This window comes from Stenomitos rutilans (assembly GCF_059505485.1).
In genome coordinates, this window is the sequence record NZ_JCACKR010000081.1 from 40,330 (window position 1) to 65,583 (window position 25,254).

The 25,254-nt window shown below is 51.1% G+C and carries 28 protein-coding genes; 14 read left to right on the plus strand and 14 right to left on the minus strand.

Annotation, left to right across the window (positions count from 1 at the left end):
• The first annotated feature begins 201 nt into the window (after window positions 1–201).
• The gene (locus AC5JLP_RS14455; RefSeq protein WP_496068622.1) at window positions 202–672 is read left to right on the plus strand and encodes a GNAT family N-acetyltransferase; all 471 of its coding nucleotides are present in this window, start codon (window positions 202–204) and stop codon (window positions 670–672) included.
• Here the strand turns inward: AC5JLP_RS14455 and AC5JLP_RS14460 are convergent.
• Window positions 641–1,129, minus strand: a complete 489-nt coding sequence (locus AC5JLP_RS14460; RefSeq protein ID WP_496068623.1) for a DUF4112 domain-containing protein — start codon at window positions 1,127–1,129, stop codon at window positions 641–643. The two genes, AC5JLP_RS14455 and AC5JLP_RS14460, sit on opposite strands and share 32 nt — an antisense overlap.
• Before the next feature lie 235 nt (window positions 1,130–1,364).
• Between AC5JLP_RS14460 and AC5JLP_RS14465 the strand changes: the two genes are divergently transcribed.
• Complete coding sequence (locus AC5JLP_RS14465) at window positions 1,365–2,033, plus strand: hypothetical protein (protein ID WP_496068624.1); 669 nt, start codon at window positions 1,365–1,367, stop codon at window positions 2,031–2,033.
• A gap of 105 nt (window positions 2,034–2,138) precedes the next feature.
• Complete coding sequence (locus AC5JLP_RS14470; RefSeq protein WP_496068625.1) at window positions 2,139–3,449, plus strand: MFS transporter; 1,311 nt, start codon at window positions 2,139–2,141, stop codon at window positions 3,447–3,449.
• Here AC5JLP_RS14470 and AC5JLP_RS14475 read toward each other — a convergent pair.
• Window positions 3,446–3,700, minus strand: coding sequence for a hypothetical protein (locus tag AC5JLP_RS14475; RefSeq protein ID WP_496068626.1), 255 nt, complete (start codon window positions 3,698–3,700; stop codon window positions 3,446–3,448). The genes AC5JLP_RS14470 and AC5JLP_RS14475 overlap by 4 nt on opposite strands.
• 324 nt (window positions 3,701–4,024) lie before the next feature.
• Between AC5JLP_RS14475 and hpxO the strand changes: the two genes are divergently transcribed.
• Window positions 4,025–5,188 carry an FAD-dependent urate hydroxylase HpxO gene (hpxO, locus tag AC5JLP_RS14480; protein ID WP_496068627.1) on the plus strand — a complete coding sequence of 388 codons (1,164 nt, stop codon included), beginning with the start codon at window positions 4,025–4,027 and terminating at the stop codon, window positions 5,186–5,188.
• 24 nt (window positions 5,189–5,212) lie between these two features.
• Here hpxO and AC5JLP_RS14485 read toward each other — a convergent pair whose 3' ends face one another.
• From AC5JLP_RS14485 to AC5JLP_RS14520, 8 genes are all read right to left on the minus strand, one after another.
• Entirely contained in the window at window positions 5,213–5,620 is a 408-nt protein-coding gene (locus tag AC5JLP_RS14485; protein ID WP_496068628.1) for a type II toxin-antitoxin system VapC family toxin, read from the minus strand.
• Window positions 5,617–5,889, minus strand: a complete 273-nt coding sequence (locus AC5JLP_RS14490) for a hypothetical protein (RefSeq protein WP_496068629.1) — start codon at window positions 5,887–5,889, stop codon at window positions 5,617–5,619. Before AC5JLP_RS14490 ends, AC5JLP_RS14485 begins: the two co-directional genes overlap by 4 nt.
• A gap of 228 nt (window positions 5,890–6,117) precedes the next feature.
• Window positions 6,118–6,426 (minus strand): DUF2442 domain-containing protein, encoded by a 309-nt coding sequence (locus tag AC5JLP_RS14495; RefSeq protein WP_496068630.1) that lies wholly within the window; start codon window positions 6,424–6,426, stop codon window positions 6,118–6,120.
• Window positions 6,407–6,643: a DUF4160 domain-containing protein gene (locus AC5JLP_RS14500; RefSeq protein ID WP_496068631.1), complete on the minus strand. Its 237-nt coding sequence runs from the start codon at window positions 6,641–6,643 to the stop codon at window positions 6,407–6,409. The genes AC5JLP_RS14495 and AC5JLP_RS14500 overlap by 20 nt, the downstream gene beginning before the upstream one ends.
• 163 nt (window positions 6,644–6,806) lie before the next feature.
• Complete coding sequence (locus AC5JLP_RS14505) at window positions 6,807–7,034, minus strand: hypothetical protein (protein WP_496068632.1); 228 nt, start codon at window positions 7,032–7,034, stop codon at window positions 6,807–6,809.
• A 2-nt stretch (window positions 7,035–7,036) separates the two neighbouring features.
• Entirely contained in the window at window positions 7,037–7,639 is a 603-nt protein-coding gene (locus AC5JLP_RS14510; RefSeq protein WP_496068633.1) for a type II toxin-antitoxin system VapC family toxin, read from the minus strand.
• 394 nt (window positions 7,640–8,033) lie between these two features.
• Window positions 8,034–8,825: a hypothetical protein gene (locus tag AC5JLP_RS14515; RefSeq protein WP_496068634.1), complete on the minus strand. Its 792-nt coding sequence runs from the start codon at window positions 8,823–8,825 to the stop codon at window positions 8,034–8,036.
• Window positions 8,826–9,012: 187 nt separating this feature from the next.
• The gene (locus AC5JLP_RS14520) at window positions 9,013–9,531 is read right to left on the minus strand and encodes a hypothetical protein (RefSeq protein ID WP_496068635.1); all 519 of its coding nucleotides are present in this window, start codon (window positions 9,529–9,531) and stop codon (window positions 9,013–9,015) included.
• 761 nt (window positions 9,532–10,292) lie between these two features.
• On the opposite strand from AC5JLP_RS14520, the gene AC5JLP_RS14525 reads away from it, so the two are divergent.
• The 5 genes from AC5JLP_RS14525 (at window position 10,293) to AC5JLP_RS14545 (ending at window position 14,076) form a co-directional block, all read left to right on the plus strand.
• Entirely contained in the window at window positions 10,293–10,739 is a 447-nt protein-coding gene (locus AC5JLP_RS14525) for a hypothetical protein (protein WP_496068636.1), read from the plus strand.
• A gap of 68 nt (window positions 10,740–10,807) precedes the next feature.
• The gene (locus AC5JLP_RS14530; protein ID WP_496068637.1) at window positions 10,808–10,963 is read left to right on the plus strand and encodes a hypothetical protein; all 156 of its coding nucleotides are present in this window, start codon (window positions 10,808–10,810) and stop codon (window positions 10,961–10,963) included.
• Window positions 10,964–11,267: 304 nt separating this feature from the next.
• Window positions 11,268–12,095, plus strand: a complete 828-nt coding sequence (locus tag AC5JLP_RS14535; protein WP_496068638.1) for an ATP-grasp domain-containing protein — start codon at window positions 11,268–11,270, stop codon at window positions 12,093–12,095.
• Window positions 12,088–12,594, plus strand: a complete 507-nt coding sequence (locus tag AC5JLP_RS14540; protein ID WP_496068639.1) for a nucleoside deaminase — start codon at window positions 12,088–12,090, stop codon at window positions 12,592–12,594. The genes AC5JLP_RS14535 and AC5JLP_RS14540 overlap by 8 nt, the downstream gene beginning before the upstream one ends.
• A gap of 120 nt (window positions 12,595–12,714) precedes the next feature.
• Window positions 12,715–14,076 (plus strand): 8-oxoguanine deaminase, encoded by a 1,362-nt coding sequence (locus tag AC5JLP_RS14545; RefSeq protein ID WP_496068640.1) that lies wholly within the window; start codon window positions 12,715–12,717, stop codon window positions 14,074–14,076.
• Between the two features lie 56 nt (window positions 14,077–14,132).
• On the opposite strand, the gene AC5JLP_RS14550 is transcribed toward AC5JLP_RS14545, so the two are convergent.
• The 3 genes from AC5JLP_RS14550 to AC5JLP_RS14560 form a co-directional block, all read right to left on the minus strand.
• The gene (locus tag AC5JLP_RS14550; protein ID WP_496068641.1) at window positions 14,133–14,717 is read right to left on the minus strand and encodes a hypothetical protein; all 585 of its coding nucleotides are present in this window, start codon (window positions 14,715–14,717) and stop codon (window positions 14,133–14,135) included.
• Between the two features lie 73 nt (window positions 14,718–14,790).
• The gene (locus tag AC5JLP_RS14555) at window positions 14,791–15,015 is read right to left on the minus strand and encodes a type II toxin-antitoxin system HicB family antitoxin (protein WP_496068642.1); all 225 of its coding nucleotides are present in this window, start codon (window positions 15,013–15,015) and stop codon (window positions 14,791–14,793) included.
• A 108-nt stretch (window positions 15,016–15,123) separates the two neighbouring features.
• Window positions 15,124–18,681 (minus strand): WD40 domain-containing protein, encoded by a 3,558-nt coding sequence (locus AC5JLP_RS14560; protein WP_496068643.1) that lies wholly within the window; start codon window positions 18,679–18,681, stop codon window positions 15,124–15,126.
• 208 nt (window positions 18,682–18,889) lie between these two features.
• Here AC5JLP_RS14560 and AC5JLP_RS14565 point away from each other — a divergent pair, with 208 nt between their 5' ends.
• The 3 genes from AC5JLP_RS14565 to AC5JLP_RS14575 all read left to right on the plus strand — a co-directional run bounded on the left by AC5JLP_RS14565 (window position 18,890) and on the right by AC5JLP_RS14575 (window position 19,997).
• Complete coding sequence (locus AC5JLP_RS14565; RefSeq protein ID WP_496068644.1) at window positions 18,890–19,135, plus strand: DUF1902 domain-containing protein; 246 nt, start codon at window positions 18,890–18,892, stop codon at window positions 19,133–19,135.
• The gene (locus AC5JLP_RS14570) at window positions 19,136–19,333 is read left to right on the plus strand and encodes a type II toxin-antitoxin system HicA family toxin (protein WP_496068645.1); all 198 of its coding nucleotides are present in this window, start codon (window positions 19,136–19,138) and stop codon (window positions 19,331–19,333) included. It abuts the gene before it with no gap.
• 190 nt (window positions 19,334–19,523) lie between these two features.
• Entirely contained in the window at window positions 19,524–19,997 is a 474-nt protein-coding gene (locus AC5JLP_RS14575) for a hypothetical protein (RefSeq protein WP_496068646.1), read from the plus strand.
• 412 nt (window positions 19,998–20,409) lie between these two features.
• Here the strand turns inward: AC5JLP_RS14575 and AC5JLP_RS14580 are convergent, their stop codons facing one another.
• Window positions 20,410–22,404 (minus strand): amylo-alpha-1,6-glucosidase, encoded by a 1,995-nt coding sequence (locus AC5JLP_RS14580; protein WP_496068647.1) that lies wholly within the window; start codon window positions 22,402–22,404, stop codon window positions 20,410–20,412.
• Window positions 22,405–22,614: 210 nt separating this feature from the next.
• On the opposite strand from AC5JLP_RS14580, the gene AC5JLP_RS14585 reads away from it, so the two are divergent.
• On the plus strand, window positions 22,615–22,992 hold the full coding sequence (locus AC5JLP_RS14585) for a hypothetical protein (RefSeq protein WP_496068648.1): 378 nt from the start codon (window positions 22,615–22,617) through the stop codon (window positions 22,990–22,992).
• Between the two features lie 265 nt (window positions 22,993–23,257).
• A complete protein-coding gene (locus AC5JLP_RS14590; protein WP_496068649.1) occupies window positions 23,258–24,496 on the plus strand; it encodes an argininosuccinate synthase in 1,239 nt (412 codons plus the stop codon).
• The last annotated feature ends 758 nt before the right edge of the window (window positions 24,497–25,254 follow it).

The following is a 25,254-nucleotide window of genomic DNA, read 5'->3' on the forward strand; positions in this document are numbered from 1 at the left end:
TGGAGTGTGGCAGCAAACAAGACAGCAGCACTCAAAACGCAAGGCTTACAACTACTGTGTGTATTCTAGCTGGCAGCGGACAAGCTTTCAGGTGAACGAGTCGAAAAAAAGTGCAATGAGGTTCCTCGTAGGCTGACAATATAACGCTTTGTAACGTTAAATTAGGCAGAAGAAACCAATGTTGTTCTGTCTGGTGTTGGCATGGACTGTTGTCGGATTCAGTTTAGTAACCAGAAGCGGGTTGATTTACTCCAGCTTCAAGCCCTCTTTCAAGTGGGTGCTTTTTGGGCCGCCGATCGACGTGTGGAAGATTTGGCCCTGGCGATCGCCAATAGCGATCCAGTCATTACGGCCTGGGATGATGATTTAATGATTGGCTTTGCCAGAGCCACATCGGATGGTGTTTACCGAGCCACCATATGGGATGTGGTGATTCATCCCGACTACCAGGGCTTAGGTTTAGGGCGACAACTAGTGCAAGCCGTGTTGAGCCATCCCAAAATGAATCGTGTTGAACGCATTTATCTGATGACGACGCATCAACAGCCGTTCTACGAGCGCATTGGGTTTGAGTGCAATAGCAGCACGACGATGGTGCTACACAAGCCGTCCCTCGCCACAGAACGATCGCCTCTCGCGGTTAACCAGCCAGTGTCCTCCACAGCCACGTAACCACAAAGGCGGCGATGACGGCAATCCCCACCAAAAGCAGCACGAGTGCGCAGATGATGAGCACCACGAAGCCACGATCGGCTGCTTTTTTGGGTTCTGGGGTTGCAATGTGAGCCTCTAGCAATGCCAGGTTTCGACTGTTGGCTTTCCAGGTGGCATCAAACACGTCTCCCACCACTGGAAGCGACCCGCCGATCGAATCCAGAACTAGATTCGTCACCATTTGCGTCAGGGCTTGCCGTGGTAGCCCAAAGCGAGCCGCTTCAATCACGATGTAGGCAGAAAGAGCCGCGCCGAGAAAATCGCCTGCACCGGGCAAGAGTCCCAGAACCGGATCTAGCCCCAGCCGAAAGCGCGTACCGGGGATGGGGATGGCATTGTCGAGTAAATGGCTCACCGTGCGAATGCGTTGCAGTGCCGCAGGGTTATGGATGGGTTTGGGAGAGCTAAGAGGCATGGCTTCCTATCAGAACTTTCCTCAGGATACCTGCCTTACGCTAGGGGCTGTCATCAATGACTCATACACATGCTTTACAGCGACGGTTCTAGCCCCTAGCCTCGTTTGTGAGAACGGGCGCGGTAAGGCTGCTCAAGATTCTTGAGCTTAATTGATGACGCGCCCTATAGCGGCTGATAGACCTGTAAAGTAGGGTTAGCAATAGCTTGGAACCCGTCTTGCTCCCTCCCAACCTATGACCCAACCCGTTGAGCCGATCGCGACCAGCAGCATTGTGATTGAGTATGACCGCATCTCTGGCGATCAAGAGTCAGAGTTTAGGAAATGGCAGTCAGAGATCCAGTCGGGTGTGAGCCAGTTTGACGGACATGTGCGCACCGATGTGTTTCCGCCGATTCAGGGGGCACAAGCGCGATGGTATATCGTGGTTCATTTTGATAGCCCTGCGACCTTAAGCCAGTGGCTAGATTCGGACACGCGACACGCGTTGATCAGTCGAGGGAAACGTCGCTTTGGGGCGTACCGTTATCACGTAGGGAATGGCTTGACTGGGCTAGAAGCGTGGTTTTCTAAACGCCTTGATGCGGATGGGAAGCGATCGAACCCACCTGCCTGGAAACAAAACTTTGCGGTGCTCTTTGGGCTGTATCCAACGGTAATGGTGGAAACCTTGCTGTTTGCCAAGTTGGGCTTTATGAAATCCTGGGCACCACCGTATTACATGTTTGTGAGCAATTTAGTCAGTTGCTCTCTGTTGACTTGGGCGGTCATGCCGTTTGTGACCTGGCTGCTTAACTTCTGGTTGAAACCGCAGCAACGGCAACCAAAGCTAAACCTGATTGGTGCCTTACTGGTGTTTGTGGGCTATGGCTTGATGGTCGCTGTTTTTCGCTTTTTCGCTTAGCGTTTGGTCAATCGATCGATGTGATGACTTATACGGATCATTTGCATCAAACCTCTTTACGCCCTTTCAAACTACTTCTTACAATCACATTGGACGCGATCGCGAATGGACGAAGATGAATCAACTTCTGCTGCCACGCAACCATTGCTGTCGGCACTTCAACTCTCCAATCATCGTGTTTGGCTGCTGGCGATCGGTCGCCTGCTGTGTCAGACCGGATCGGGGCTGCTAAATTTCTACATCCCACTGGTCTTTGTGAATCAGGTAGGGCTATCAGCGACAGCGGTTGGCTTCAGTATTGGTATTGGTTCGCTGGCAGAAGTTGCAGGGCACGTTGTAGGCGGCGCACTCGCCGATACACCGCGCTTTGGTCGCAAACTAACGCTGCTGGTGTCGATCGTGCTGGGCGCGATCGTCTCTTTTCTACTGGTGGTCACAAACAGTTTGCCACTGTTGTTCTTTGCCTGTTTGCTATTGGGATTTGGGGTGGGCATTTATTGGACGGCCGCCGATGCTGCCATGATGGATGTGACTGCACCAGAAGACCGATCGCAAGCGTTTGCGATCGCGACCGTGGCAGACAATATCGGGACAGGCATTGGTGTGCTGGGAGGCGGCTTGCTGCTTCTGCGCGTCAGCCAAACGCCTCAGTTGGTGTTTGTTGGGTGTGGGCTGATTTTCCTGGTATTTTTAGGCGCACAGCTTTTTATGCCAGAAACGCGTCAGGCGGATGTAGGCTCCGAAAAAACTGCTGTGCAAGGCATGATGGTAGCGCTAAAAGATAAAGCACTGCTGATTCTGTTTTTGGCTAACGCCTTGCTTACAACCTACATTGCGATCGTAAGCAGCACCGTACCGCTCTACTTCACAAACTTCATCCCCCTCGATCGCACGCCCAATGCGTCAGTAGACAACGTTGCCAACCTCTTTACCTGGTGCTACATCGGTGTGGGAACGGTCGTACAGTTACCGATCGCCCATTTCTTTAGTGGGTTTCAGCATGTGCGCGTGCTGATGCTGTCGATGGTGATGTGGGCTGTGGGCTTCTTGCTGCTGTGGACAACGGGCACTGTGGCAACGGCTCAATTGGGATGGGGCATTGCGGCACTTTGCACGATGTCGATCGCCGCAACCTTACATAAACCCTATGTCGCTGCGATCGTGTCTGAACTAGCTCCCCCTGCTCTACGGGGTGCCTATGTTGGAGTCAATTCGCAAAGTTGGGCGATCGGGTTCTTTATTGGCCCCGCTTTAGGTGGCTGGGCAATGGATCAGCCCCAGATAATTGCCGATAGCACCTGGTTAATCGCAGCAGCCACTACCTTCGCTGGCCTGCTAATCCTGTATGTGTTAGAACGCATCGGGACTGAAAGCAGCCTGGATCAGGTTACAGATCCCGAATCATCGCTATCTTAATCCATCAAAGTTAACAGTTTTTTGAGCTGGTCGATATGCTTCGTGGTGTAGGGGTCAGCATAATCGATCGCCCAACAACGCTCAAAATATTCTCGTCGCTGCTCGTGAAAATGTTCCTGCGTCAAGGCATTGAGCAGCGATCGCCAAATTTGGCTTAACAATAATGTATTAAGAAGCCGGCTTCCTTTCGGTTCTATCGCCGATTCGGGAATAAGTTCCAATTCTTTGTAAGCCTGCCATTGATTATTCATATCATGCTCCTAACGGAAAAATACTCCTGTTTGTAGTGTGGTTAAAGTCGCAAAGCTCTTAGAGTGCTTAATGGTAAGCCTTGTGGCTGTCTCATACGTTATGGTGTGCTGAGATAGTAGGGTGAAGAAAGATTTCATTTAAATCAGCACGCCTAAATAAATCAACACACTTAAAGACAACTGGATGAAACCAACAGCTTCAATTTTAAGGGTAATTAAAGCAACCAGCATCGTCCCGTTGGTGGATTTTGTATCAAAAGCTTCAGATTATTTGAATTGATTGTGTATCTAGCAGCACTAAGGCAGTCATTTGGAGAGCGCATCATGAATCACCTGAAAGTCATTGTGATTGGAGCCGGAATGGGCGGCTTAACCACTGGAATTGCCCTACAGCAAGCGGGGTACACGGTCGAAATCTACGATCGCGTCAGTGAATTGCGTCCCGCAGGAGCGGCAATCTCCCTCTGGTCAAACGGGGTAAAAGTGCTGAACCGCCTCGGCCTGGGAGACGACATTGCCAGCATTGGCGGCATCATGGATCGAATGGCGTATTACAGTTGTACAGGTGAAAAACTCAACGACTTTAGCCTCTATCCCCTCATTGAACGGGTGGGACAACGACCGTATCCGGTAGCACGCGCCTCTCTTCAGCACATGCTGCTACAAGCCTTTGGGCAAGAACAGGTGCAATTAGGCGCAAAGTGTGTCCGGGTGGAGCAAGATGCAGATAGCGTCACGGCTTTTTTTGAGGATGGCAGAACCACAACGGGCGATGTACTCGTCGCTGCGGATGGCACCCATTCAATTCTGCGTCCCTACGTGCTGGGGCATCCCCTCGATCGCCGCTACGTTGGCTACGTCAACTGGAATGGACTGGTACCCGCCAGTGAAGATCTGGCTCCCAAAACAAGCTGGGTTATCTATGTGGGTGAACACAAACGCGCTTCGCTGATGCCGATCGCGGATGATCAGTTCTACTTCTTCTTTGATGTGCCCATGCCCAAAGAGCAAGCCCACGAAGCAGGCGAGATTCGCGCCGATTTAGAACACTTTTTCTCCGGTTGGGCAACCCCAGTGCAAACCTTAATCCAGCGCCTGGAGCCAGAGAAAACCAATCGCGTGTTGATCCACGATATTGAACCCCTCCAAACCCTGGTCAAGGGGCGAGTTGCCTTGCTAGGCGATTCGGGACACGGCACCGCACCCGATTTGGGACAGGGCGGCAGTCAGGCGATCGAAGCCGCCTATGTCCTTGCTACCTGTCTGACAACCACCAACATTAGTGTCGCTGATGCCCTCAAGCGCTACGAAGCCGAACGCAAAGACCGCGTAGCCGACATCATCACCCGCGCCCGCAAACGCGCCGACATGATTCACGGCAAAGACCCGGAAAAAACCCAAAAGTGGTACGAAGAACTGAAATACGATGATGGCACCGAAACGATCGACGGCATTGCGAAGACCATTTTGGGGGGGCCGCTGCGGTGAGGAAGGGGCGTAGAAAGTTTTGAGTTACCGCAGGAGGGCGATGAAACCTGCTTGTTCAAAATGGCGGTCGTAAGCAAGCGCTTCCTGAATGTTCTGCTGCTGCATGATGCAAAATGAGGCGCAATCAGTATGGCTCCATGATTGATCCAGGCGTTGGCTATAGAGATCGAAAGCAGCTTGAAAGAGGTCGCTGGTTTGGGGAACTACAACAACATTTGGATTCCTAACAGATCCTCGAATCAGAGTGACAGCGGACTGTTTTAGAAAATTCCCACGCTTTGAGAAGGCGTTAAGCACTTCTGTAAAAACCATTTCACTGGTTACAATTTTGGCTGTTAATGCTGCTGTTAGCGATGCAGCCTTTTGATGCAGGTTGTCTTGTGGATCAAGAAGCGCAATCCAATAACCTGTATCTGCGAAAATGGTGGTCATTCCTCAACTTTGGGGGAGCCGTAGAGATAGTGATCGTGGTTGATAGACAAATCGCGGGGTAATTTCTCCCATTCTTCAGGCGGCACTTGGGCATGGATTTGGGCAACCAGATCCAGCAGAGAGGCGATTCCACCTTCAGAGGGTGGTGAAGGTTTGGGTATTTTTTGCTGCTGCCGTTGTTTGAGGAAAAGGCAAAAATCGAGGATTTCCTCAAGCATTGCGTCGGGTGCATGTTCAAGCTCGTTAAGCAACTGTTCTTTGGCACTCATCTGATTCTGCGCCTCGTGTTTCTGTTGCACTCATTGTAGGGCGATCGCTTCAGCACTTTCAAAGCTGGTGTGGAGTTTGCTGGAATTGCAGAAGCGGTCAAGAGGGTGAGTGAAAGGTGGTGTTGGGTTAATTTGTGGAGCGATCGTGCTTAACGGTCGTGTTCAGCGTACGCAAATATCCTTTGCCACTTACCCGACCGATTTTCAGCTTACAGTGCAGCGACTCGATTAGACCGTCGCCACTCGACTACTTAACCACCGCTGAAACGATTTTTGACTTTCGCCAGATGGTTGCCCAAGAATCAGATTCTTGATGCTGATGTCTTCGTCTAGCTGATTCCAATGAATGCCGTTGCCACCAGCAATGAAGCGATAGTCGTTGCGTTCTTCGATCGAGGCATGCAACAGGCGAGGATACCATGCTATTGGCACAGATATAGTGCGCCCATCAGATAAATCCACAGAAAGCGTGTCGTCTGTGACTGTCACTTGCTGAATTGTGGGCATTTCAAGCAGTTCATTCGTTAAAGAATTCATTCCAGCCTACTAGCAATTGCTCTTTATGTTCTTCAACAAGTTTTTGAATGCGGTTAATCTCTGTGCGACTAAACCCTCTGTTACTTTGAAGGCGTATGGGTTCAAGCCAAAACTTGGCTTCGTCCTTATCACGCTCAACATGTACGTGGGGTGGCTCATCCCGATCGCCTGCGTAACGGAAGAAACGGTATGGACCAACGGTCAACAGCGTAGGCATTCAAAAAATTCGGTTTTCCAACCTGTTTCAATAGTCTAAAACACGTCAGAAGGCTTGAGCGAGGATCGCACTAAATCCTTTAAGCAAGTATATAGAGTGGGCACTGCCCACCCTACTTTAGCTGAAATACGACTTGTGGAGAGAGCGATCGTGCATTTAACGGCTAAGTTGAGCGGCGGCTAGTCTCCTTTGCATCCTCACCGAGATCTCTAGCTCGTCCGCTCCAACGTGTTGTTAGACCGCGTTTTCGCGACAGGGTTACAACTTCTCTTCCGCTTTCCGCTTGCTGCTTTTGTAAATCAGCAAAGATGGCTTTCAAGTCATGATTGAATGACCGAGAATACTCTTCACGAATTCTATGGATCTCTTCTACAATCTCATCTTGAAACATAATCAACCTCCGAGAAGTTCATAGGGTGTACAAAGAATTGGCAACTCGTATCCAAAATCAAGGCTGATCTCTGCCAACTTTCCCTGGATTTGAGCATTGGCGATGTGCTTGCAGTTCCAGGTCAACAGATAATCCATGCCGTGAACGGTTGCGGCTGCAATATGAACAGCGTCAACATCAGCTTTTGCGGGAAGGTTACTGCGTCCCAAGAATTGTTCTGCTAAATCAAGTACAGATTGGTTCAAGTCTAGGAGCGAAAAATCGCGAAGGATTTCTAGCCGTTGAGAGGCGATCGCAGCATCTCCTTGGGAGGTCTCTTTCACGACTGCTTGAGATGAGTAGAGTTGGAAGTAGCTGCGGCGCGTATCCCACCACTCCCTTGTAATCTCAATATTGGCAACTACGACAATATCTCTGCCGGGTCGAGCAGTAAGGTAGCCTAAGATGCTGGTCTCGATATAGACCGTTTCGCTCATACAGAGTGGGCTGGGAGTTTCTTCATTGTACCCCAGACCTTCAGTCCGACTTAGAAGCTGTACGGATGCGATCGCATACAGGTTGCTTAGGTTTAGTTGGTTATGTATGAGGCGCGACTTCCATCCCAACTCTAACCCCGAAATACGTCTCTATCTGATACTGCTTGACTCGATGTCACAGAACCAAACGTTCGACCATCGAAAGGTCGGACAAAAAGCGTGCTTTGTCCGTTCTCAAAAGCTACGTAGGAAGCTGTACCGCCATTCCAACTCCAACCTCGAAAGCGATCGCTACTCTACTCTTTGCCTCCTCCATAATACCTTGCAAACCAAAGATGATAGGCATTGCCCACCTACCTGCTAGTGTGGAGTTTGCCGGAATCGCAGAAGTGGTCAAGAGGGTAGGTGAAAGGTGGTGTTGGATTAATTTGTGGAGCGATCGTGCTTAACGATTGCGTTCAGCGGATGCAATGAGATTAGACCAGGCATCGAAATCACCTATAATTCCGCTGCAACGCAGTTGTTATACAGATTCTTCAGAGTTTATAGTCTCTTCCGAGAGAGAGATAACATATTGATCACCCTCACGAAACATCCATCTTGAAGTTTCAAGAACTTTATTACAAGTTTTTAGAATCAGCTTCTTAGGTGACGTAGCAATGTGCAGTCCTGCAATCATAGTTGGCTTATCATTTTCCAGTTTAAAGGTGACTAACCAAGGCTCTACGCTCATTACCCGAAAATAACCTTCAGGACAGTCATCAGTAGTCCAACCGTATACGTCAAGAGGCAATAACTGACTCAATGTAAGGATACATTGATGCAACCAAGCACCTATTTCATGGTTTTTTGCTCTGTCAAAGATAGTTTTAGCTTCATAAGGCATTAACTTATCTACGTGAGCTGACAGTTGATCTCTCACACTTCGAATTGCACTCGTTTTATCAAGTGGGACAACTTTCAGAAAATCTTCAAGAGTTTTATTAATCTCTGCCCTCTGAACTTTATTGAATTGATTTCGCATCTCAAGTGCAGAGTTTAAGTAGTTACATAAATCTCGAATCGCTACGCATAGTGAGTACAGAGGAATTACCAATATTTTGGTACGCCGCCTCCGTTCTTCATCATTGCTTAGAATAGCGGTACCTTTTAATAAATTTGCAATATCTTCTAGTGCCTCAAAACATCGCCAAAGATTTATGGCAGGAGGATTCGAGGGATGCCAAGCAGTAATCTCTACTTCCTCTAATGCTGAATTAGCGAACTTCCGTTTAGCTTCATCTAGGTATATTGGGATACCCTTCTTCTCTTCCATAAAACTTAATCCGGAGCGCAAAATAGTAATCCTGGTCTATTCTAGCCAACCCAGCTAAGTTAGGGGCTTCTCCAAGAGACAAATGCCAGGTTACAAACTTTCTGTATAACGTTCGCGCTCACCGGATGCACGTAGCCTTCGCAGCCAACCAAATTACGAAATTCCGGTGCAGAGCGGTTGTTAGGCATCACTCCTTTAACGCGAAGGAGCAATTGAACGGGCGTGTGTATACATTGTTCCAAAGCTCATCTTGCGCGCTGGCAATTAAGAGTGGCGCAGAGCCTTTAGCAATCATCGTCTCAATGGCGCTAATCGGCACGAACACGCGATGCGACTTTCTAGCCTCAATAGCTGTTGGGCATCCGTTTGAGATTGCATGGTAAGAGAGGCTAGAGTGAACCCAACCGAGCCTGCGTGGAACTCGCTTGAACTTCCAGAGATACGAAATTCGTTCACGGAGGCTGGGTTGACGATCCAGATAGAGAAAGCCAATGCTAGCCAAGTGAATATCGTGATTGGACACGTTACGAACGATTATATAAACACCTCCTTCAGTCTTCTCGTTTTTGGTTTCTACACCAAATACCAGATCAATGCGGAAGCGGGGCTGGGATTGAAAGACGTTCCACACGAATACAATTGTGGAAAGAGCGGCGGCGTATATAGCCAGATAATCAGTGATCTTCATCTGTTGTAATGTACCCACCGCAAGTCCTTGAGTGCGAAGCCTAACTACTGTTTAGACAGACGGAGTCTGTCTAAGATCCCTGATTCGAGTAATTAGGCTGAAGTTCGGCAGTCTAAGATCCCAGACTGGGTAGTTGGGCAGACAGCACCCTGTCTAAGATCCGAAATTGGGTAGTTAGGCGGACAGGTTTCTGCATAAGATCCCAGACTGGGCAGTTGGACAGACCGACTCAGTATAACTACCCCCTCTCGGCGGGCAGCTAAGTATGAAGGATTATTTCGAGATTGACAGAAAAATTTATCCTGGCACTTTCCATGCAAACACAACGATCGCTCCTCATCTAGACTGCATGAACACCAACCGGAATATTACTTCTGCTGGAAAGCGATCGTGCATCCACACATCCTCAATACACAACAAATTAATCAACGGGTGATTTGCTGAATCATTTCGCCAATTTACTTTCTCATTGCAGCTATTCGCTTTCTCAATTTAGTATTTTCCGCAAGCAAATAGGCAATCCGCTTTCTCAAACGGCGGTTTGCTTACTCATTTCAGTAGATCGCGCATTCATTTTGGTGTTTTCCGCAAGCAAACGGGCAAATTGCTTTTTCAAACGGCGGTTTGCTTACTCATTTCAGTAGATCGCGCATTCTTGATCCAGGATTGCCATGTAGCAAAAGCGATCGACAATTTGCTGAAATTTGCTCAGGTTGATCCATTTAGAAATTTCTTAACGTGAAAGAATATTAACTCTGACCAATCACACCGCACCCACTATGGCACGTCGAAAACGAACCTCTCCCGTCTTAGAAAAAGCCGTCCGTCGCATGGCTGGCATGACTTCCATCGATCCCAATTTAGATGTTGGTAATGGGCTTACCCTGCCCTCTTTCTCCACCCTGATCGAAACCATGCGAACCAGGGAAAACGCCTACAACAGCGCCCTTTCCAACCTGGACAAACTCTATCGTGAACTGCTGGAAACCGAACGCGACCTGGGAGACATGGCAGAACACATGCTGTTAGGCGTTGCGACCAAATACGGCAAAAGCAGCGTCGAGTATGGCATGGCAGGTGGCGTGCCCAAAAACCAGCGTCGTAAAGGATTGCGCGGCGAATCAACCACATCGGTTGCTGCACAACCTCCCTTCATTGCCACTGCAAACGGTAATGGTAGCGCCACCAGCACCACAAATGGCAGGACAGCGACTACAACGGCTTAGGCTGTGCGTTCGCTCACAGGTAAAACCCGCTTCATGCGATGTGCGATCGCCCCTTATCTTTATTGAAGATGAGCGATCGCATTGCATCAACTCACCAATGCTTTCAATCAATCCACCTGGAAGTCAATTCCCTATCATTGAATGCTGCTGGCAGAGCAGATTCTGCTGCCGCCTTCATTGCAGGGCTTGATTCCAGTGCTGATCGATCGCTTGCCGAGGCGTAAATGAACAAGTCAGCGCGACCTGTCGCCTCCATCAATGCTAAACATAATAGTGAGGGGGCTGAGTCTTTTGGTTGATTTCGGCGTACTCCCCGCTCCTTTTCGTTTCCAGAACACACGTTAGCTTGTGACTCGTTTCTGCTTTCCCAACTGCTGATCCAACGCCAGCACAAATGATTCAACATTTGCAACGAGCAAATCAGATTGCCATGCGTGCGCAGGACTTTCGGCATCATCCGTTTGCCTGGTTTCACTTCTAGCTTGAGCGCAAAAGAACAGCAAACATAGAAAGATTAAGGATTAAGCAATGACACAAAAAGTAAATTGGCTGCTTGAACAAAAGATCTTCGATGCCGAAACACAGTTTTTAGAGGCAATACAGAAGCAAGGCTACACTTACAAAGAAACAAAATACCTCGCTTTTCGCCGCGAAGAAGCAGATCAATATTTTCCTGATCACGAATGCGTTTTATTTCGCGGCACTCTCGGCTTGGGCAGAGATATTTTGAGGACATCCTGGGTGCCAGGTGCATATATGGATGAAAAGAATCTTCGCTGCTCCACTTACTACACGTACTTTGGTTCGTATCTGCTTAACAACAAGTATTTCATTCTTTCTCTGGGCGAGCTAATTAGAAGAAAAGAAGAAATTTTGGAATATTTTAAATCTAATGGCGAAATTTTTATACGACCTGACAGCAACATGAAATCATTTCGTGCCGGGGTCTTCAATCTTGAAGTCTTGAATACTATGCAGGCTTTGAGCAGCGAGCTTAAACGAGATGAAACAACTCTAGTGCTGGTTAGTAGCAAGCGATCGATTGCTAGAGAATGGCGATTCTTCGTCTACAAAAATGAGATTGTTACTGGTTCACTTTACTTGATAGGAGAAGAAAGAATTGATGAGAGAATTGAAGGAGGTTATTTGAAGAACTACTTAAGTGACGTGCTAAAACAGGTCAAGTGGTATCCTGAATCGCTTTACACAATAGACATCTGTGAATCGGAAGGTGAGCTTTATATACTGGAACTTGGTTCTTACAGTTGCGCTGGAGAATATGGTTGCGACGTTGGTTTAATTGTCGAAGCTGGTGCAAAAGCAGCCTGGGAGGATTATGAAACTGTAAATGGTTAATCATTCTGATCCAACACCAGCAAAGATAATTCAGCATCTGCAACGCGCCAACCAGATTGCCATGCGTGCCCGTGACTTTGGACATCATCCCTTTGGGGCACTGCTGGTAGCACCTGATCATGAGACAGTGCTGCTGGAGCAGGGCAACGTCGATACCGTGAATCATGCGGAAGCGGTACTCGTTCGCACAGCTTGGCTCAATTTCTCGCCGGAGTATTTGTGGGACTGTACGCTTTACACTACGGCTGAACCCTGCGCGATGTGTGCAGGAACGCAGTATTGGGCAAATATTGGTCGCCTGGTGTACGGCATCGCTGAAACGCGCTTGCTAGAGCTAACAGGAAACGACGAGCAGAACCCGACCTTGAATTTGCCGTGCCGTGAGGTGTTCGATCGCGGTCAGAAACCCATTAAAGTTTGGGGACCAATTCCCGATGTTGAAGAGGCGATCGTAGCTGTACACCGCGATTTCTGGAAAACGGGCGATCGCTCACACTAAGCGGTTGAGGGGTGCGATCGGGCAATCATTGACCCGTTGCATAGTGATAACGCATCTCAGGCTACAGTACCTGTGGTAGTTTCTTCGGTACACTGCGACTCGCCAAATCGCTAAACGCCCATGCCGACACTGCTAATCAAAAATATTCATACTCTGGTGACGATGGATGCCACGCGACGAGAACTGCGTCATGGGGCAATCTTTGTGCGCGACAACGTGATTGAGCAGGTCGGCACGACAGACGCGCTACCACCAACTGCGGATGAAGTGCTGGATTTGCACGATCGACATGTCGTGCTTCCAGGTCTGGTCAACACGCACCATCACTTCTACCAAACGCTGACGCGCGTGATTCCAGCGGCGCAAGATTGTACGTTGTTCAACTGGCTGCAAACGCTGTATCCCATTTGGGCAAACCTCACAGCAGAAGGCATTTACATCAGCGCTCAAATGGCGGCGGCAGAGTTAATGCTGTCTGGCTGCACAACGGCCAGCGATCATCTTTACATCTATCCCAACGATTGCACGTTGGATCATGAGATTGAAGCGATTCAGGCGATCGGGCTGCGGTTTCATGCCAGTCGCGGCAGCATGAGTGTGGGCGAAAGTCAGGGCGGTTTGCCTCCCGATTCTGTTGTGGAGAAGGAAGCGGACATTCTTAAAGACTCCCAGCGGTTGATCGAGCAGTATCACAATAATGACCGTCATGCCATGCTGCGAATGACGTTAGCGCCCTGTTCACCCTTCAGCGTCTCGCCCGATCTCATGCGCGAGTCGGCAACGCTGGCGCGATCGTATCCCGGTGTGCGACTGCATACGCACCTAGCAGAAAACAAGTCAGATGTCACCTATAGCCTGGAAACCTTTGGCATGATTCCAGGAGACTTTGCCGAATCGGTGGGCTGGCTGGGGGAAGATGTGTGGCACGCTCACTGTGTGCAACTCAGCGATGATTCGATCGCCAAATTTGGCAGAACGGGTACAGGTGTGGCGCACTGCCCCTGTAGCAATATGCGCCTCGCCAGCGGTATTGCCCCCATCCGCAAGATGCTGAACCATAACGTCCCTGTGGGGATTGGTGTAGACGGCTCTGCGTCGAATGACACCAGCAATCTGCTGCAAGAAGCCCGTATCGCCTTCCTGCTGGCACGAGTGCGTGATTGTGACCCTACGGTTATGTCAGCAAGGGAGATTTTAGAAGTCGCTACGTTAGGTGGTGCTAGAGTTTTGGGTCGGGATGATATTGGCGCGATCGCTCCTGGCATGTCCGCCGATTTTATTGCCGTTAATGTCGATCACCATCGCTTCTCCGGTGCTCATCATGACATCGTTGCCGCACTCATTTTCTGTCAGGTGGATACGGTGGATTACAGCTTTATTAATGGGAAAAAGGTGGTCGATCGAGGACAGTTAACCACCATTGAACTCCCTACGCTGGTGGAAAAGCATAATCAAATTGCACAGCAACTCGTGGCTGACTAATGTTTAACCAGAAGCTTCCGAGACAGACAGCGGTCTTCCAATGGGCGATCGCAGTACTACCCCTGCGGCATCAACTCATAGAATGACTCTTTGCCCAAATGCTGACCATACTGTTTGACCAGTGCGTTCAGGTTGGTGGAGCGATCAAGGGCGATCCAATCATCCACTGACCCTAAAAAGCACCATCGTTCTACAACAAACGTTCTGATTTGGACATCCTCTAACACAAACTGCATTGTGGGCGAGAAGGAGAGAGACTGAATCAGCGTGGCTCTCATCCTGGTTGCATCGGCGCTGCTGACAGGTAACGCGATTTCCATCAGATTGTCCACATTCTGGTCACACAGATAGACCACAATCTGGTTGTCTTTCACATCTATGATGAAGTCGTCAAGCTTGGCGTACTTTTTCACGCCCTCACGGACGATCGCAACCTCTTCAGGTGTAATGATCTGCGGTGGAATTTTTCGCAGAAACACCTGAGCGCTGGGATGCTCATAAATCTCATAGCCGTCAGGAATGGTATTGACCAGCGTGCCTACTGCCTTCATGGAGAAGAAATACTTGGGCTTTCCCGTTTTGGTTTTCCCCTCATGAAGGTAGTGTTTTCTGCCTCTGCGGTTGGTATATTCAACGCTCATTGCCACTCTCCTTCATGCTGAACGGTTTAGCAGTGGTGGGCAGTGCCCACCCTACGATTCTCAGGCTCATGAATCAAGCGATCTGCAATGACGTTCCAAAGACGTTGGGCTCTGGTAGCGATTCATTGTGCTTTACAGCAGATTCAATCAATAACTCCAAAACCTCTTGAGCATGGGTCAAGGCTTCGCTGTAGGTTTCTCCATACGTGTGGCAAAATTCTCCCCACTCAGGAAGACTGGCGACATAGCACTGATCTTCATCAGACCACTGAATGATGATGGTATAGCGGCTCTTCATGCTTCAGCCTGCTTTCAACAAAAGACTCTTCAACTCTCTAATCTTCTTAGGCATTCCCTACACCCCACACCCTATCCCCTAACCGTGCCTGCGTCATTCAAGATCAGATTAAAGTTCTTTGGCACGCTTTTCAATGGCTTTGGCAATATCTGTCCAAGCCTGGTCACGATCGCCATTCGCTTCATCAAACGTAATCACGGCTTTACCATCTCGCGGTAAGGCTTGCAGATCTTTGAGGACAGGTTCGCTGCTCCACAGACACGGACGAACAATGATGGGAATGATACCCATGCCCTCTGCTTGACGGCGTTCCAGGAAGCGCGGCATCTCTTCTTTGTAAATGAAGCCTGAATTGATGAAGTCGTCACTCACGAGCAGTAAGGCTAAGTGGCAGGTATTGATCGCCTCGTGAATGGCGGGATACCATTCTTCACCCGGTTCAATCAGACGATCGTCCCAGGTATCAATGACTCCACGGCGTTTCAGCCCGCTTAGCATTTTTAACAACTTATCTTTGTGCGGCTCATCAGCACGGGCATAGCTAATGAAGATTTTAGGGGGTTTCATCGTGGGTGTAAGGTCTGGGGCAAATTGACTCAGGCTTTCTTCCCATTGCTGATGTAGAGTTTCACGCAACGGCGCAAAGCCTGCATGGTCAAAGGGGATGGCGTATAAGTTCAGCACCAGATCGAATAAGCTCACTGGATAGTGGGAGGGATTGCAAAAGTCGCCAGGTTTGCACCCACGCAAATCATGGGAGGGGGCTGATGTAGTTTTGCTTTCCAGAACAAGGGAAAGCAGGCGCTTCTTGCTGACTAAACGTGATTGAATCAGGGTTCGATCGTCTCCCAAGGCTGCCCCAGGTTGCTGCCATGCCTGCTGATAGGCAGGTGTATCCAGTACCACGACATAATCATCCGGTTGAACGTGAGCCGCATCGCTCACCAAATAAATGCCCGCATCCCGCAAATCATGCTGGAGGGTTTTAGCCCACGTTTCCTGGTCTGGCACATAGCTGAGGTAGCAACGAGGAGCCGCCCACTGGCGACGGTAGCCTTTGACGTTGGCAAGGTGGGTTTCATAGGTATTCCGCAGGCGGGCGATCGCCTCTTCCCGTTGTAGCCAGCTAGAAGCGGTGGTGCCAATACTGGGCTGTTGCGGGGCAGGGAGATCCACTTTGCTGCCACACTCCTCACAGAAGGCAAAGGTTTTACCTTCTCGACTGCGTTTGGTGACGGTGGCACGCTCTAGGCGGTGATGGTTCTCACAGAGAACGGTTGGGAAGCGGGTGACTTCGACCTCGCGCTGATAGAGGAACTGCTCAAACAGGGTTTGAAACGCGGTGCGCCCGCTGGATGGCATCTGGTTGCCGTAGTAGAGCACCAGTTCAATCTCACCTTCGCGGTCTGCAAGCATGCGAAAGCCGCAGATCTGCCCCGCATCCATTTCGTACTGCGCCTGGTTTTGCCAGTGATTGATGCGGAGAAAGGAGGGCGTATAGCCGAGCAAGACCACCAGCGTGGCGTAGATGTTTTCGACCCGACCGCGCACGATGTAGGAGATGTCATCGCTGAAGGGGGTATCGTCTTGCAGGGGGCGCTTTTGCTTGATGAGTGCTGGAAAGATCAGCAGGGTATCGGCGTCCAGAGTTTCGCGGAAGCAAATGCTGTGTTCGAGGAAGCGCAGCACGGCAGCATCCAGCAAAAGCTGCTGTTCGGACGGCTCGAGCCCCTTAATTTCATCAAAGGCGTAGTTGCCTTTTAGCAGTTCTGCTTCATTGATGGCTCCCAGTTCACGGGGATGTTTGTCTGCCTGGAGGACGATCGACGCTGCCAGACCCACCAGCAGTTCGGGCTTGAGCAGGATGGATTGCTCACCCGCTGAGCTACGCAGGATGCACACATAGCCATGATTCTCCAGATGCCCTACAGCGGTCATCATTTCGGCATCGGTGAACGTCCAGCCTTCCCAGACCTCGGAGGTTTCCGAAACCTCCGAGGTCTCAAGTAGAGCGCGCAACTTCGTCGGGCTGACCAACACGTTTTTACGATCGGGCTGTTCCTTGAGTGCCAGCACGTAGTCCTTAATGCGCTTGAAGGTAACGGTGGTAACGGTGGTGGTCATCTCGTCCCAGGGGATTTGGGCTTTGAGACGCTCCAGCAGTTCTGGTAACCCGTCACCCGTCATGGCGCTGGTGCTGATATAGCCGCCGCTGATGCCGTAGCGCTGGCAGAACTGATCCAGGTCTTGCTGGGAAAGGGCAGGCGCACCGCGATCGACCCGTGCCCCGACCAAGACACTGGGCGGCAGTTGAGCGTTGCCTTTTAGCTGCTCCAGCCAGAACTCTGCTCCTTTGAGTGGGTCTTGACGGTTGCTGGGGTCAAATAAGACCAGCGAAGCATTCACGTGGTCGAGAAAGATGGAGTGGATGGAGCGATACACATGCTGACCCGCCAGATCCCACAGCACCGCTTCGCATTGGGTGCCATCCTCGCGGGTTTTGCCCAGTTCATCAATCACCCAGAACTGCTGACCGTGGGTGGAGGCATGTTCCTTAAATTCGTTGTGCGCCAGCCGATAGCCCAGACCTGTTTTGCCGACACCGGAGTCCCCTACCAGGACAAGTTTGGCTGTAGTGTAGTGGACGCTTTTCTGTGCCTGTCCGAGCAAAAGGCTCTCGTCTAGTTCCCAAACGCGGATGGTGCTGTCTTTTCCCCCCAAGGTTGCCAGGAGGGGTTGGCAAGAATGGAATGCAACAGCAGGAGGCCAAACACTAGCTGAGGATTCTTCTAGCACTGCTACGCAAGTCCAAGTGTCGCAACGCCATAGGCGAACGGTATGATCATCATTACTACCTTTGGACGCTAGCCAACGACCATCGGCGGAAAAGACAGCACAATTCACTCTACCAGAATGACCCTCTAACACCTTTAGTGTTTTACCACTGGCGATTTCCCATAGGCGGAGAGTGCAATCATTTGCTGCTGAGACTAAGCATTCCCCATCGGGAAACCAGGCTACGCTATAAACCGATCCAGTATGTCCTCGGAGCGTTTGCAATAACTGACCGCTAGTGAACTTCCATAGACAAATGGTTTGATCTTTCGCAGCCGAGGCAAGGTGCTGCCCGTCGGGTGACCACGCCACGCTATAGACACTTTCGGTATGTCCTTTGAGCGTTTGCACCATACTGCCGCTAGCAGCATCCCAAAGGCAGATGGATTTATCTAAGGAAGTGGAAGCAAGGTACTGCCCATCGGGTGACCACGCCACGCTGTATATAGCACCAGTGTGTCCTTGCAGTGCTTGCAATGGTTTGCCGCTGGGCGCGTCCCATAAGCGAATGGTTTTATCCATAGAAGCTGAGGCAAGGTGCTTTCCATTGGGTGACCATGCCACGCTGACGACAGAATCAGTATGCTCTTGCAGCACCTGCCACGCTCTGCTGTAAGTAACTTCCCAGAGGCGAATTGTTTGATCGTTTGAAGGCGAGGCAAGCAGTGAACCATCGGGTGACCAGGCAATACGACCGATCCAATCTACATGCCCTCGCCGCAAAAGACGTCGCAGAGTCAGTCCGGGTACGGGCGATTCACCCACCCGCACACCATCGGCAGGTCCACGGTAGTAGTCGGGCAGGTCGGGGAGGAAGGCGGATGGGGGCATGGGGAGAGGGCGATTTTTGTTGCCGTAGTTTGATTATAGGAAAGGGCGTGGGGAAAGGATGAAGGATGAAGGATGAGGGATGAAAAGTAGAGAGAGAAGGGGAGCTACGGGAGGTGGCGGAAAGGGAGTGAGGGTGAGTCATGTTTTACACTGGAAGGGCAATGCAGCTTATTGCACAGGCTAACGCTAACGCTCAAGAGAGGCAAACGTGGAACCCATCATCTATCAAGTTGATGCTATCTGGGACAACGAGGCATCGGTCTGGGTGGCAACGAGCGAAGATGTTCCAGGCTTAGCCACTGAAGCCGATACCATTGAGGCGCTGAGCCAAACGCTGCGGGACTTAATTCCTGATCTGCTGGTGCTCAATCATGTGATTGCTGCTGACTATGCAGGCGCGATCACGGTGCAACTCACCAGCCATCGGCAGGAACTCATCCAGGTAGCATCCTAAATGCCTGCATCACTCACTCCAGCACTCAAGAGGCTTTTGGTAAACGCAGGCTGCTCCTTTGAGCGACAGGGTAAAGGAGATCACGAAATCTGGTACAGCCCCATCACCGATCGTCGCTTTGTTGTCGATAATTTCATCAAATCTCGCCATACCGCAAACGCAGTCTTGAAGCAGGCAGGCTTACCAAAGGCTTTTTAGCTTCCTGGTATCTTCGCTCATCTCTCCTCCTCTCCTATTTCTCCCTCTCCCTCCTCCCCTGCCCCCTCTGCCTTCTGCCCTCTACCCTCTACCCTCTCTCCCCCTGAGGGGTCTCAACCCTTTGCGTAGAGAGCGTAACCTTTAGCACCTTAGATTTATCCCTTCTACGGGTGCTTCACCCGCCGTACCGATGAATCCCATTAGTGCTACCCTTTCACCCGACGATCGCGCCACCATTGCCCAGGCGCTGGAACAGATCCGCGATCGCCTGCCCTTTCTCGTCGATTTGATGGCAGAAGAACGCAAATCGATCCCCAAAATGGGCGACAAAAGCCGCACCTTCGTTAACAAGGCATTGGATATGGCAAGCAAAAATGCCGAGTTCCTGCCGCGATCGTTTGATGTCGAAGAAATGCGAAAGGATGTGCGCTTGTTTGACGATCTGTCGTCCCTATCGCTCTCGCTGACGCAGTTGCAAGATCTGGTGGATGACACCTGCATGGCACTGGGCAATGAGGCGTACACTGCCGCCTTGACCGTCTACACCTACGCCAAAACCACTGGACAAAAGACTGATGGCTTAGAACCGCTGGTGGATGAGATGCGCCAACACTTTCGCAAACCCCGCAAAGCCAAGACCAAAGCTGCCGCGATCGCTGGCTAAACGACTTCCAATAATCCCTTCATGGTAGGGACACAGCATTGCTGTGTCCCTTTTCTATGCTGGACTCCATTTATTGTGTTCGGAGGCCAATGAATGGAGTGCTGAGGTAAATTGATCGAGCGCTGAGGCCAATGAATGGAGTTCCCGCTCTCCGTTGATTGCGTTCCAAAGTCAATGGATGGAGTGCTGCCTCTCCGTTGATTGCTCTTTAAGGTGAATTAATGGAGTTCCAGGGACAATTATTGAGTCCTCCCTCTCCGTTGATTGAGTTCTCAAGTTAACGGATTGAGTTCAGACGTCAATGAGTGGAGTGCGGCAGTCAATGGGTGGCGATCGTAGACCCTTTTTACCTTCAAACGATGCGGCGATCGTGCCATCACCCCTGCTCCCCCTGCCTCTTCTCTCCCCTCTCTTACCGTTCCGTCTCCGTCGCCAGCCATGCACGTAAAACCTCAGCGACTGTCCATGCCTGCGCGATACAGCCCTGCGGTTTCATGGGCGCATCGCCATCAAAAATTTCGCTGAGATTACCGATTCCGTGCGCGTTGAAGTGGTTTGCCATTGGTTCGAGAAACGCGCGGGCTTTGATGGAATCGCCATAAACGCGGAGGTGTGCCAGCACAAAGGGACCAATGAGCCACCCCCATACGGTGCCTTGATGGTAAGCTCCGTCGCGCTGAAGTTGGTCGCCACCGTAGAGGCTCTGGTAGTCAGGATGATTGGGATCGAGCGATCGCAATCCGTGTGATGTCAACAACGCCCGTCCGCAGGCATCGACGATCCCTTTCTGTTGCGCTGCTGTTAACGGACTTTCGGGGAGCGAGACGGCAAACAACTGATTGGGTCGTAGGGACGCATCATCGCCATCGGGGCCATCGAGGACATCGTAGCAGTAGCCCAGTTCGGGGTGCCAAAAGCGCGAGAAGCGTGCCAGGGTACGATCGGCCATCGCTTCGTATTCCTGATGGGGTTTGCCGACGATGCGGGCAAGCTTCGCCATCGTCCGTAAGGCGTTATACCACAGGGCATTTACTTCAATGGGCTTACCAATGCGCGGTGTAACGACCCAATCGTCTACTTTGGCATCCATCCAGGTCAACTGCACACCGATTTCGCCTGCATACAGCAACCCATCTGCCGAATCGAGGTGAATGTTGTAGCGGGTGCCGCGACAGTGCCAATCCACAATGTCGGCCAGCACCGGGAATAATTCCTGCACGAGATCGTCATCTTCGGTCACCCCGTAGTAAGCGCGGACGGCTTCAAAGAACCACAGCGTGGCGTCTACGGTATTGTATTCGGGCATTTCGCCTGCGTCGGGAAAGCGATTAGGAATCATGCCCTGATTGACGTGACGGGCATAGGTACGCAAAATCGATCGCGCAATTTCAGGCCGACCTGTGGCAAGGGTGAGTCCCGGCAGGCTAATCATGGTGTCGCGACCCCAATCGCTAAACCAGTGATAGCCTGCAATGATGGTTTTGCCGTGCGGTTCTTCGGGGGTTGATCGCTGCACGATAAACTGATCGGCTGCTAACACCAACTGGTCAGCAAAGGCGGGAATGTCTTTAGTATCAACGGGACGATTGCTATGCCAGAGTCCCAACAGCTTGTGTTCATAGGCGCGACGAATTTTGAGCGCGGTTTCGCCATCGCGTTCGGGCCTGCGTTCTGTACTGGCAATCATGGTGAGCGCTTCACCTGGTTGCAGCGTGGCTTGAAAGGTGGCGGCATGGAGATGATCGTCATGATCATTCAAACCCCGATCGCGCTCGGCAGTCAGTTCAAACCCGTAGTACCAGTCGTGAGCAGCCGTCACATCAGCACGATCGCTGGTGAGATAAAGCTGGGTTGCTTCGGGGTAAGCAGAGACGTAGACACCATGCTCTGCGGGTACGATGGTCATGCGCCAACCGTTGCCCACGGTGTTGCTGTGGTAATCCCGGTAGTTTACTAATGCTTTCAGGGTCAGGGTCAGGGGTTGGGAGCCGCGTATCAATTGATAATACACATAGGTCGTGTTGGCACCGGGTTGCATCCACACCCGCTTCTCTAGCAACGCGTCTGCACACGCATACTGCCAGGTGGGAATGCTGCCCTCTAAAACAAAGCGTTCTACATGTCGATAGCCGTGGGGGCCAATGGTGCCGTCTGCCCAGCGGTTGGCATGTAGGGGGTAGAAGCGATCGCCATACAGTGCCGTATCGTCCAGCTTTGCCAGCATGAGGGTTCGTCCCAGAGGAGGCTGCAAAGCTGCCACCAGAAACCCATGATAGCGACGGGTTAACAGTCCCGCTATTGTGCCCGAAGCATAGCCACCAATGCCATTTGTGACCAACCATTCGCGTGTTTGTGCCTGGTCAAAGTCACCGCAGACTTCACGCCCGAAGTTTATCCCCACTGGCATAACTGCCTCTCCCTTGAAGTCTTCATCGCCCATTTTGCCTTAAACACCCCTCGATCGTGGCGTGATTGCAACTCTGACACCAAACTTTAGAGTCACTAAACTCTAGATCGTAGGCGTGAGGCATGAAGAATAAAACCCTTAATTTTTCCTGAGTACAGGGTAGAGTAAGGCTTAATTCAATTTCAACTGCTATAGAGAGGATGTTGCACAATGATCAGAATTCCGATTAAGCACGGGTTTGTCTTGGCTGCACTGGCGATCGCGCTTGCCTTTTGCATCCATTTTCTGCAAGCAACACCCGCCCTCTCTGCTACGGAAAGCGCTGACGCTGCTCCATTCAGCCAGCTTGATGCTCCAGTCGTCGATCGCGACTCTGAACTCGTCGCTACCGCTGCTCAACCTCCCAAGCTAGTGCCAGCCGTCCTCGGCGGGAAGCCAGTCTACGTCTTGTACACCACTCAACCTAACGACGTTATTCTGGTGCGCTGTTACCCCACTTATCAACCATCGTTAGACGTAAAACCAATGGGCGGACAACCTAAGCAGAAAGAAGGAACGCTGACGTGTAAACCAGGTAATGCAATGTAGGTGGAAGGCAGGGAGGCAAGAGGGGGCGAGGGAGGCAGGGGGGGCGAGGGAGGCAGGGACGCGAAAGGCGAAAGGGTTGTTTTATGCTTCCTAACTTCTGGCTCTTTAACTCAAAACTCAAAACTCATAACTACTCCCTTTCCTCATCCCCTGCTTCCTCCGCCTCCTCCGCTTCCCCTGCGTCTGCTTCCTCCCCGCCTTACCCCATCCCCTTCTCCAACTTCTGTGCCCGTTCTGACATGAATTAGTCACAATTCACTGCATAATGATGGCTCAGTTAATTTATCCAACCGAGGCAGTCATGGGTCGCGCCAAAAAAGTTGTGCTGGCATACTCAGGCGGAGTCGATACCTCCGTCTGCATTCCCTACCTGAAGCACGAATGGGGAGTGGAAGACGTCATTACCCTCGCGGCTGATCTGGGGCAGGGGGATGAACTGGAACCTGTGCGGGAAAAGGCGCTCAAGTCTGGTGCGTCTGTGTCGCTGGTTGCCGATGCAACGGCAGATTTTGTCAAAGATTACGCCTTTCCTGCGATTCAGGCGAATGCCCTGTACGAAAATCAGTATCCGCTTTCGACCGCGCTGGCTCGACCGCTGATTGCCAAGCTGCTGGTGGATGCTGCCGCTGAATATGGTGCAGATGCCGTAGCGCATGGCTGTACCGGAAAGGGGAATGACCAGGTACGCTTTGATGTGGCGATCGCCGCCCTCAACCCAGACATTAAAGTGCTGACCCCTGCGCGCGAGTGGGGCATGAGCCGCGAAGAAACGATCGCTTACGGAGAGCGGTTTGGCATTGAATCACCTGTGAAAAAATCCTCGCCCTATAGTATTGATAAGAATTTGCTGGGTCGCGCGATCGAGGCCGGGCCGCTGGAAGATCCCTGGACGGAGCCGCCAGAGGATGTGTACACCATGACGGCACCGATCGCGCAAGCTCCTGACCAGCCCGAATATGTGGAAATTGGCTTTGAGCAAGGCATCCCCACCAGCCTGAATGGTAAGCCCACAGAGCCAGTGGCGCTGGTGACGGAACTCAACCAGATTGTCGGTGCCCACAGTGTGGGACGCATCGACATGATTGAGAACCGTCTGGTTGGCATTAAGTCGCGAGAAGTGTACGAAACGCCTGCCCTGTCCGTGCTGATTCAAGCACACCGAGATCTGGAAAGCCTCACCCTCACGCCCGACCTGATCCACTACAAGCGCGGCATTGAAGACACCTACTCCAAGTTGGTCTACAACGGTCTCTGGTACAGCCCCCTCCGCGATGCCCTGGATGCGTTTGTGAAAAAAAGCCAGGAGCGAGTGACGGGAGCCGTGCGCGTCAAGCTATTTAAGGGCGGCTCGATCGTGGTGGGGCGCAAATCAGCCCACTCCATCTACAGCCCCGAACTGGCAACCTACGGGGCTGAAGATACCTTCGACCACAAAGCGGCAGAGGGCTTCATCTACGTCTGGGGTATGCCTACCCGCGTTTGGGCACAGACGGGAAGATATTAGAAGGGGCTGACAAACGCTGGGTTGAAGGCAACGACGCAACGCATGGGATCAATGGATGACGCATTGAGCCTGTATGATGGGCGGTGAAAATGCTTGGGCGATCGTCCAGCGTTCACACACTAGCCTTAAGTCCCAGTGCATGGGTGATCAACACTTGCGGGAGAGTCTCAAACACTCGTGAGAGAGTCTCAGATACTTATGGGAGAGTGTTTAATACTCGTGAGAGTGTTTTTGATACTCGTTGATGAGTGATCAACACTCGTGGAAGAGTCTCAACTACTTGTGGATGAGTCTTTAATACTCATTGATGAGTGATCAACACTCGTGGAAGAGTCTCAACTACTTGTGGATGAGTGATCAACGCTCGTGAATGAGTCCTAGATACTCGTGAGCGAGTCTTTGATACTCGTGCGTGAATGATCAACATTCGTCGATGAGTCTTTGATAGTCGTGGGCGAGATTTACCATTAGGGCTGACGCAAACCTCGGAGGTTTCAACAAGCGTCAAGCATCGTCACTAACGCAGCTGCTTAAACCTCCGAGGTTTTGATTGAGTTCTACCCACGCTCAATTAGGATAGCTTCAGGTTTGAGACAAGGAAGCTGGAAGCAAACGGAGCATGGACAAGCAAACAGCGTCAACCGATCGTGCCGAGCTTTCTGCATCCGAGGAAACGGACTGGCTCGATCGCACAAAACGCATTCTAAGTACACGTCACCACAAAAGGGGTACGGAATTCAAGCTGCCGTGGCATGAAC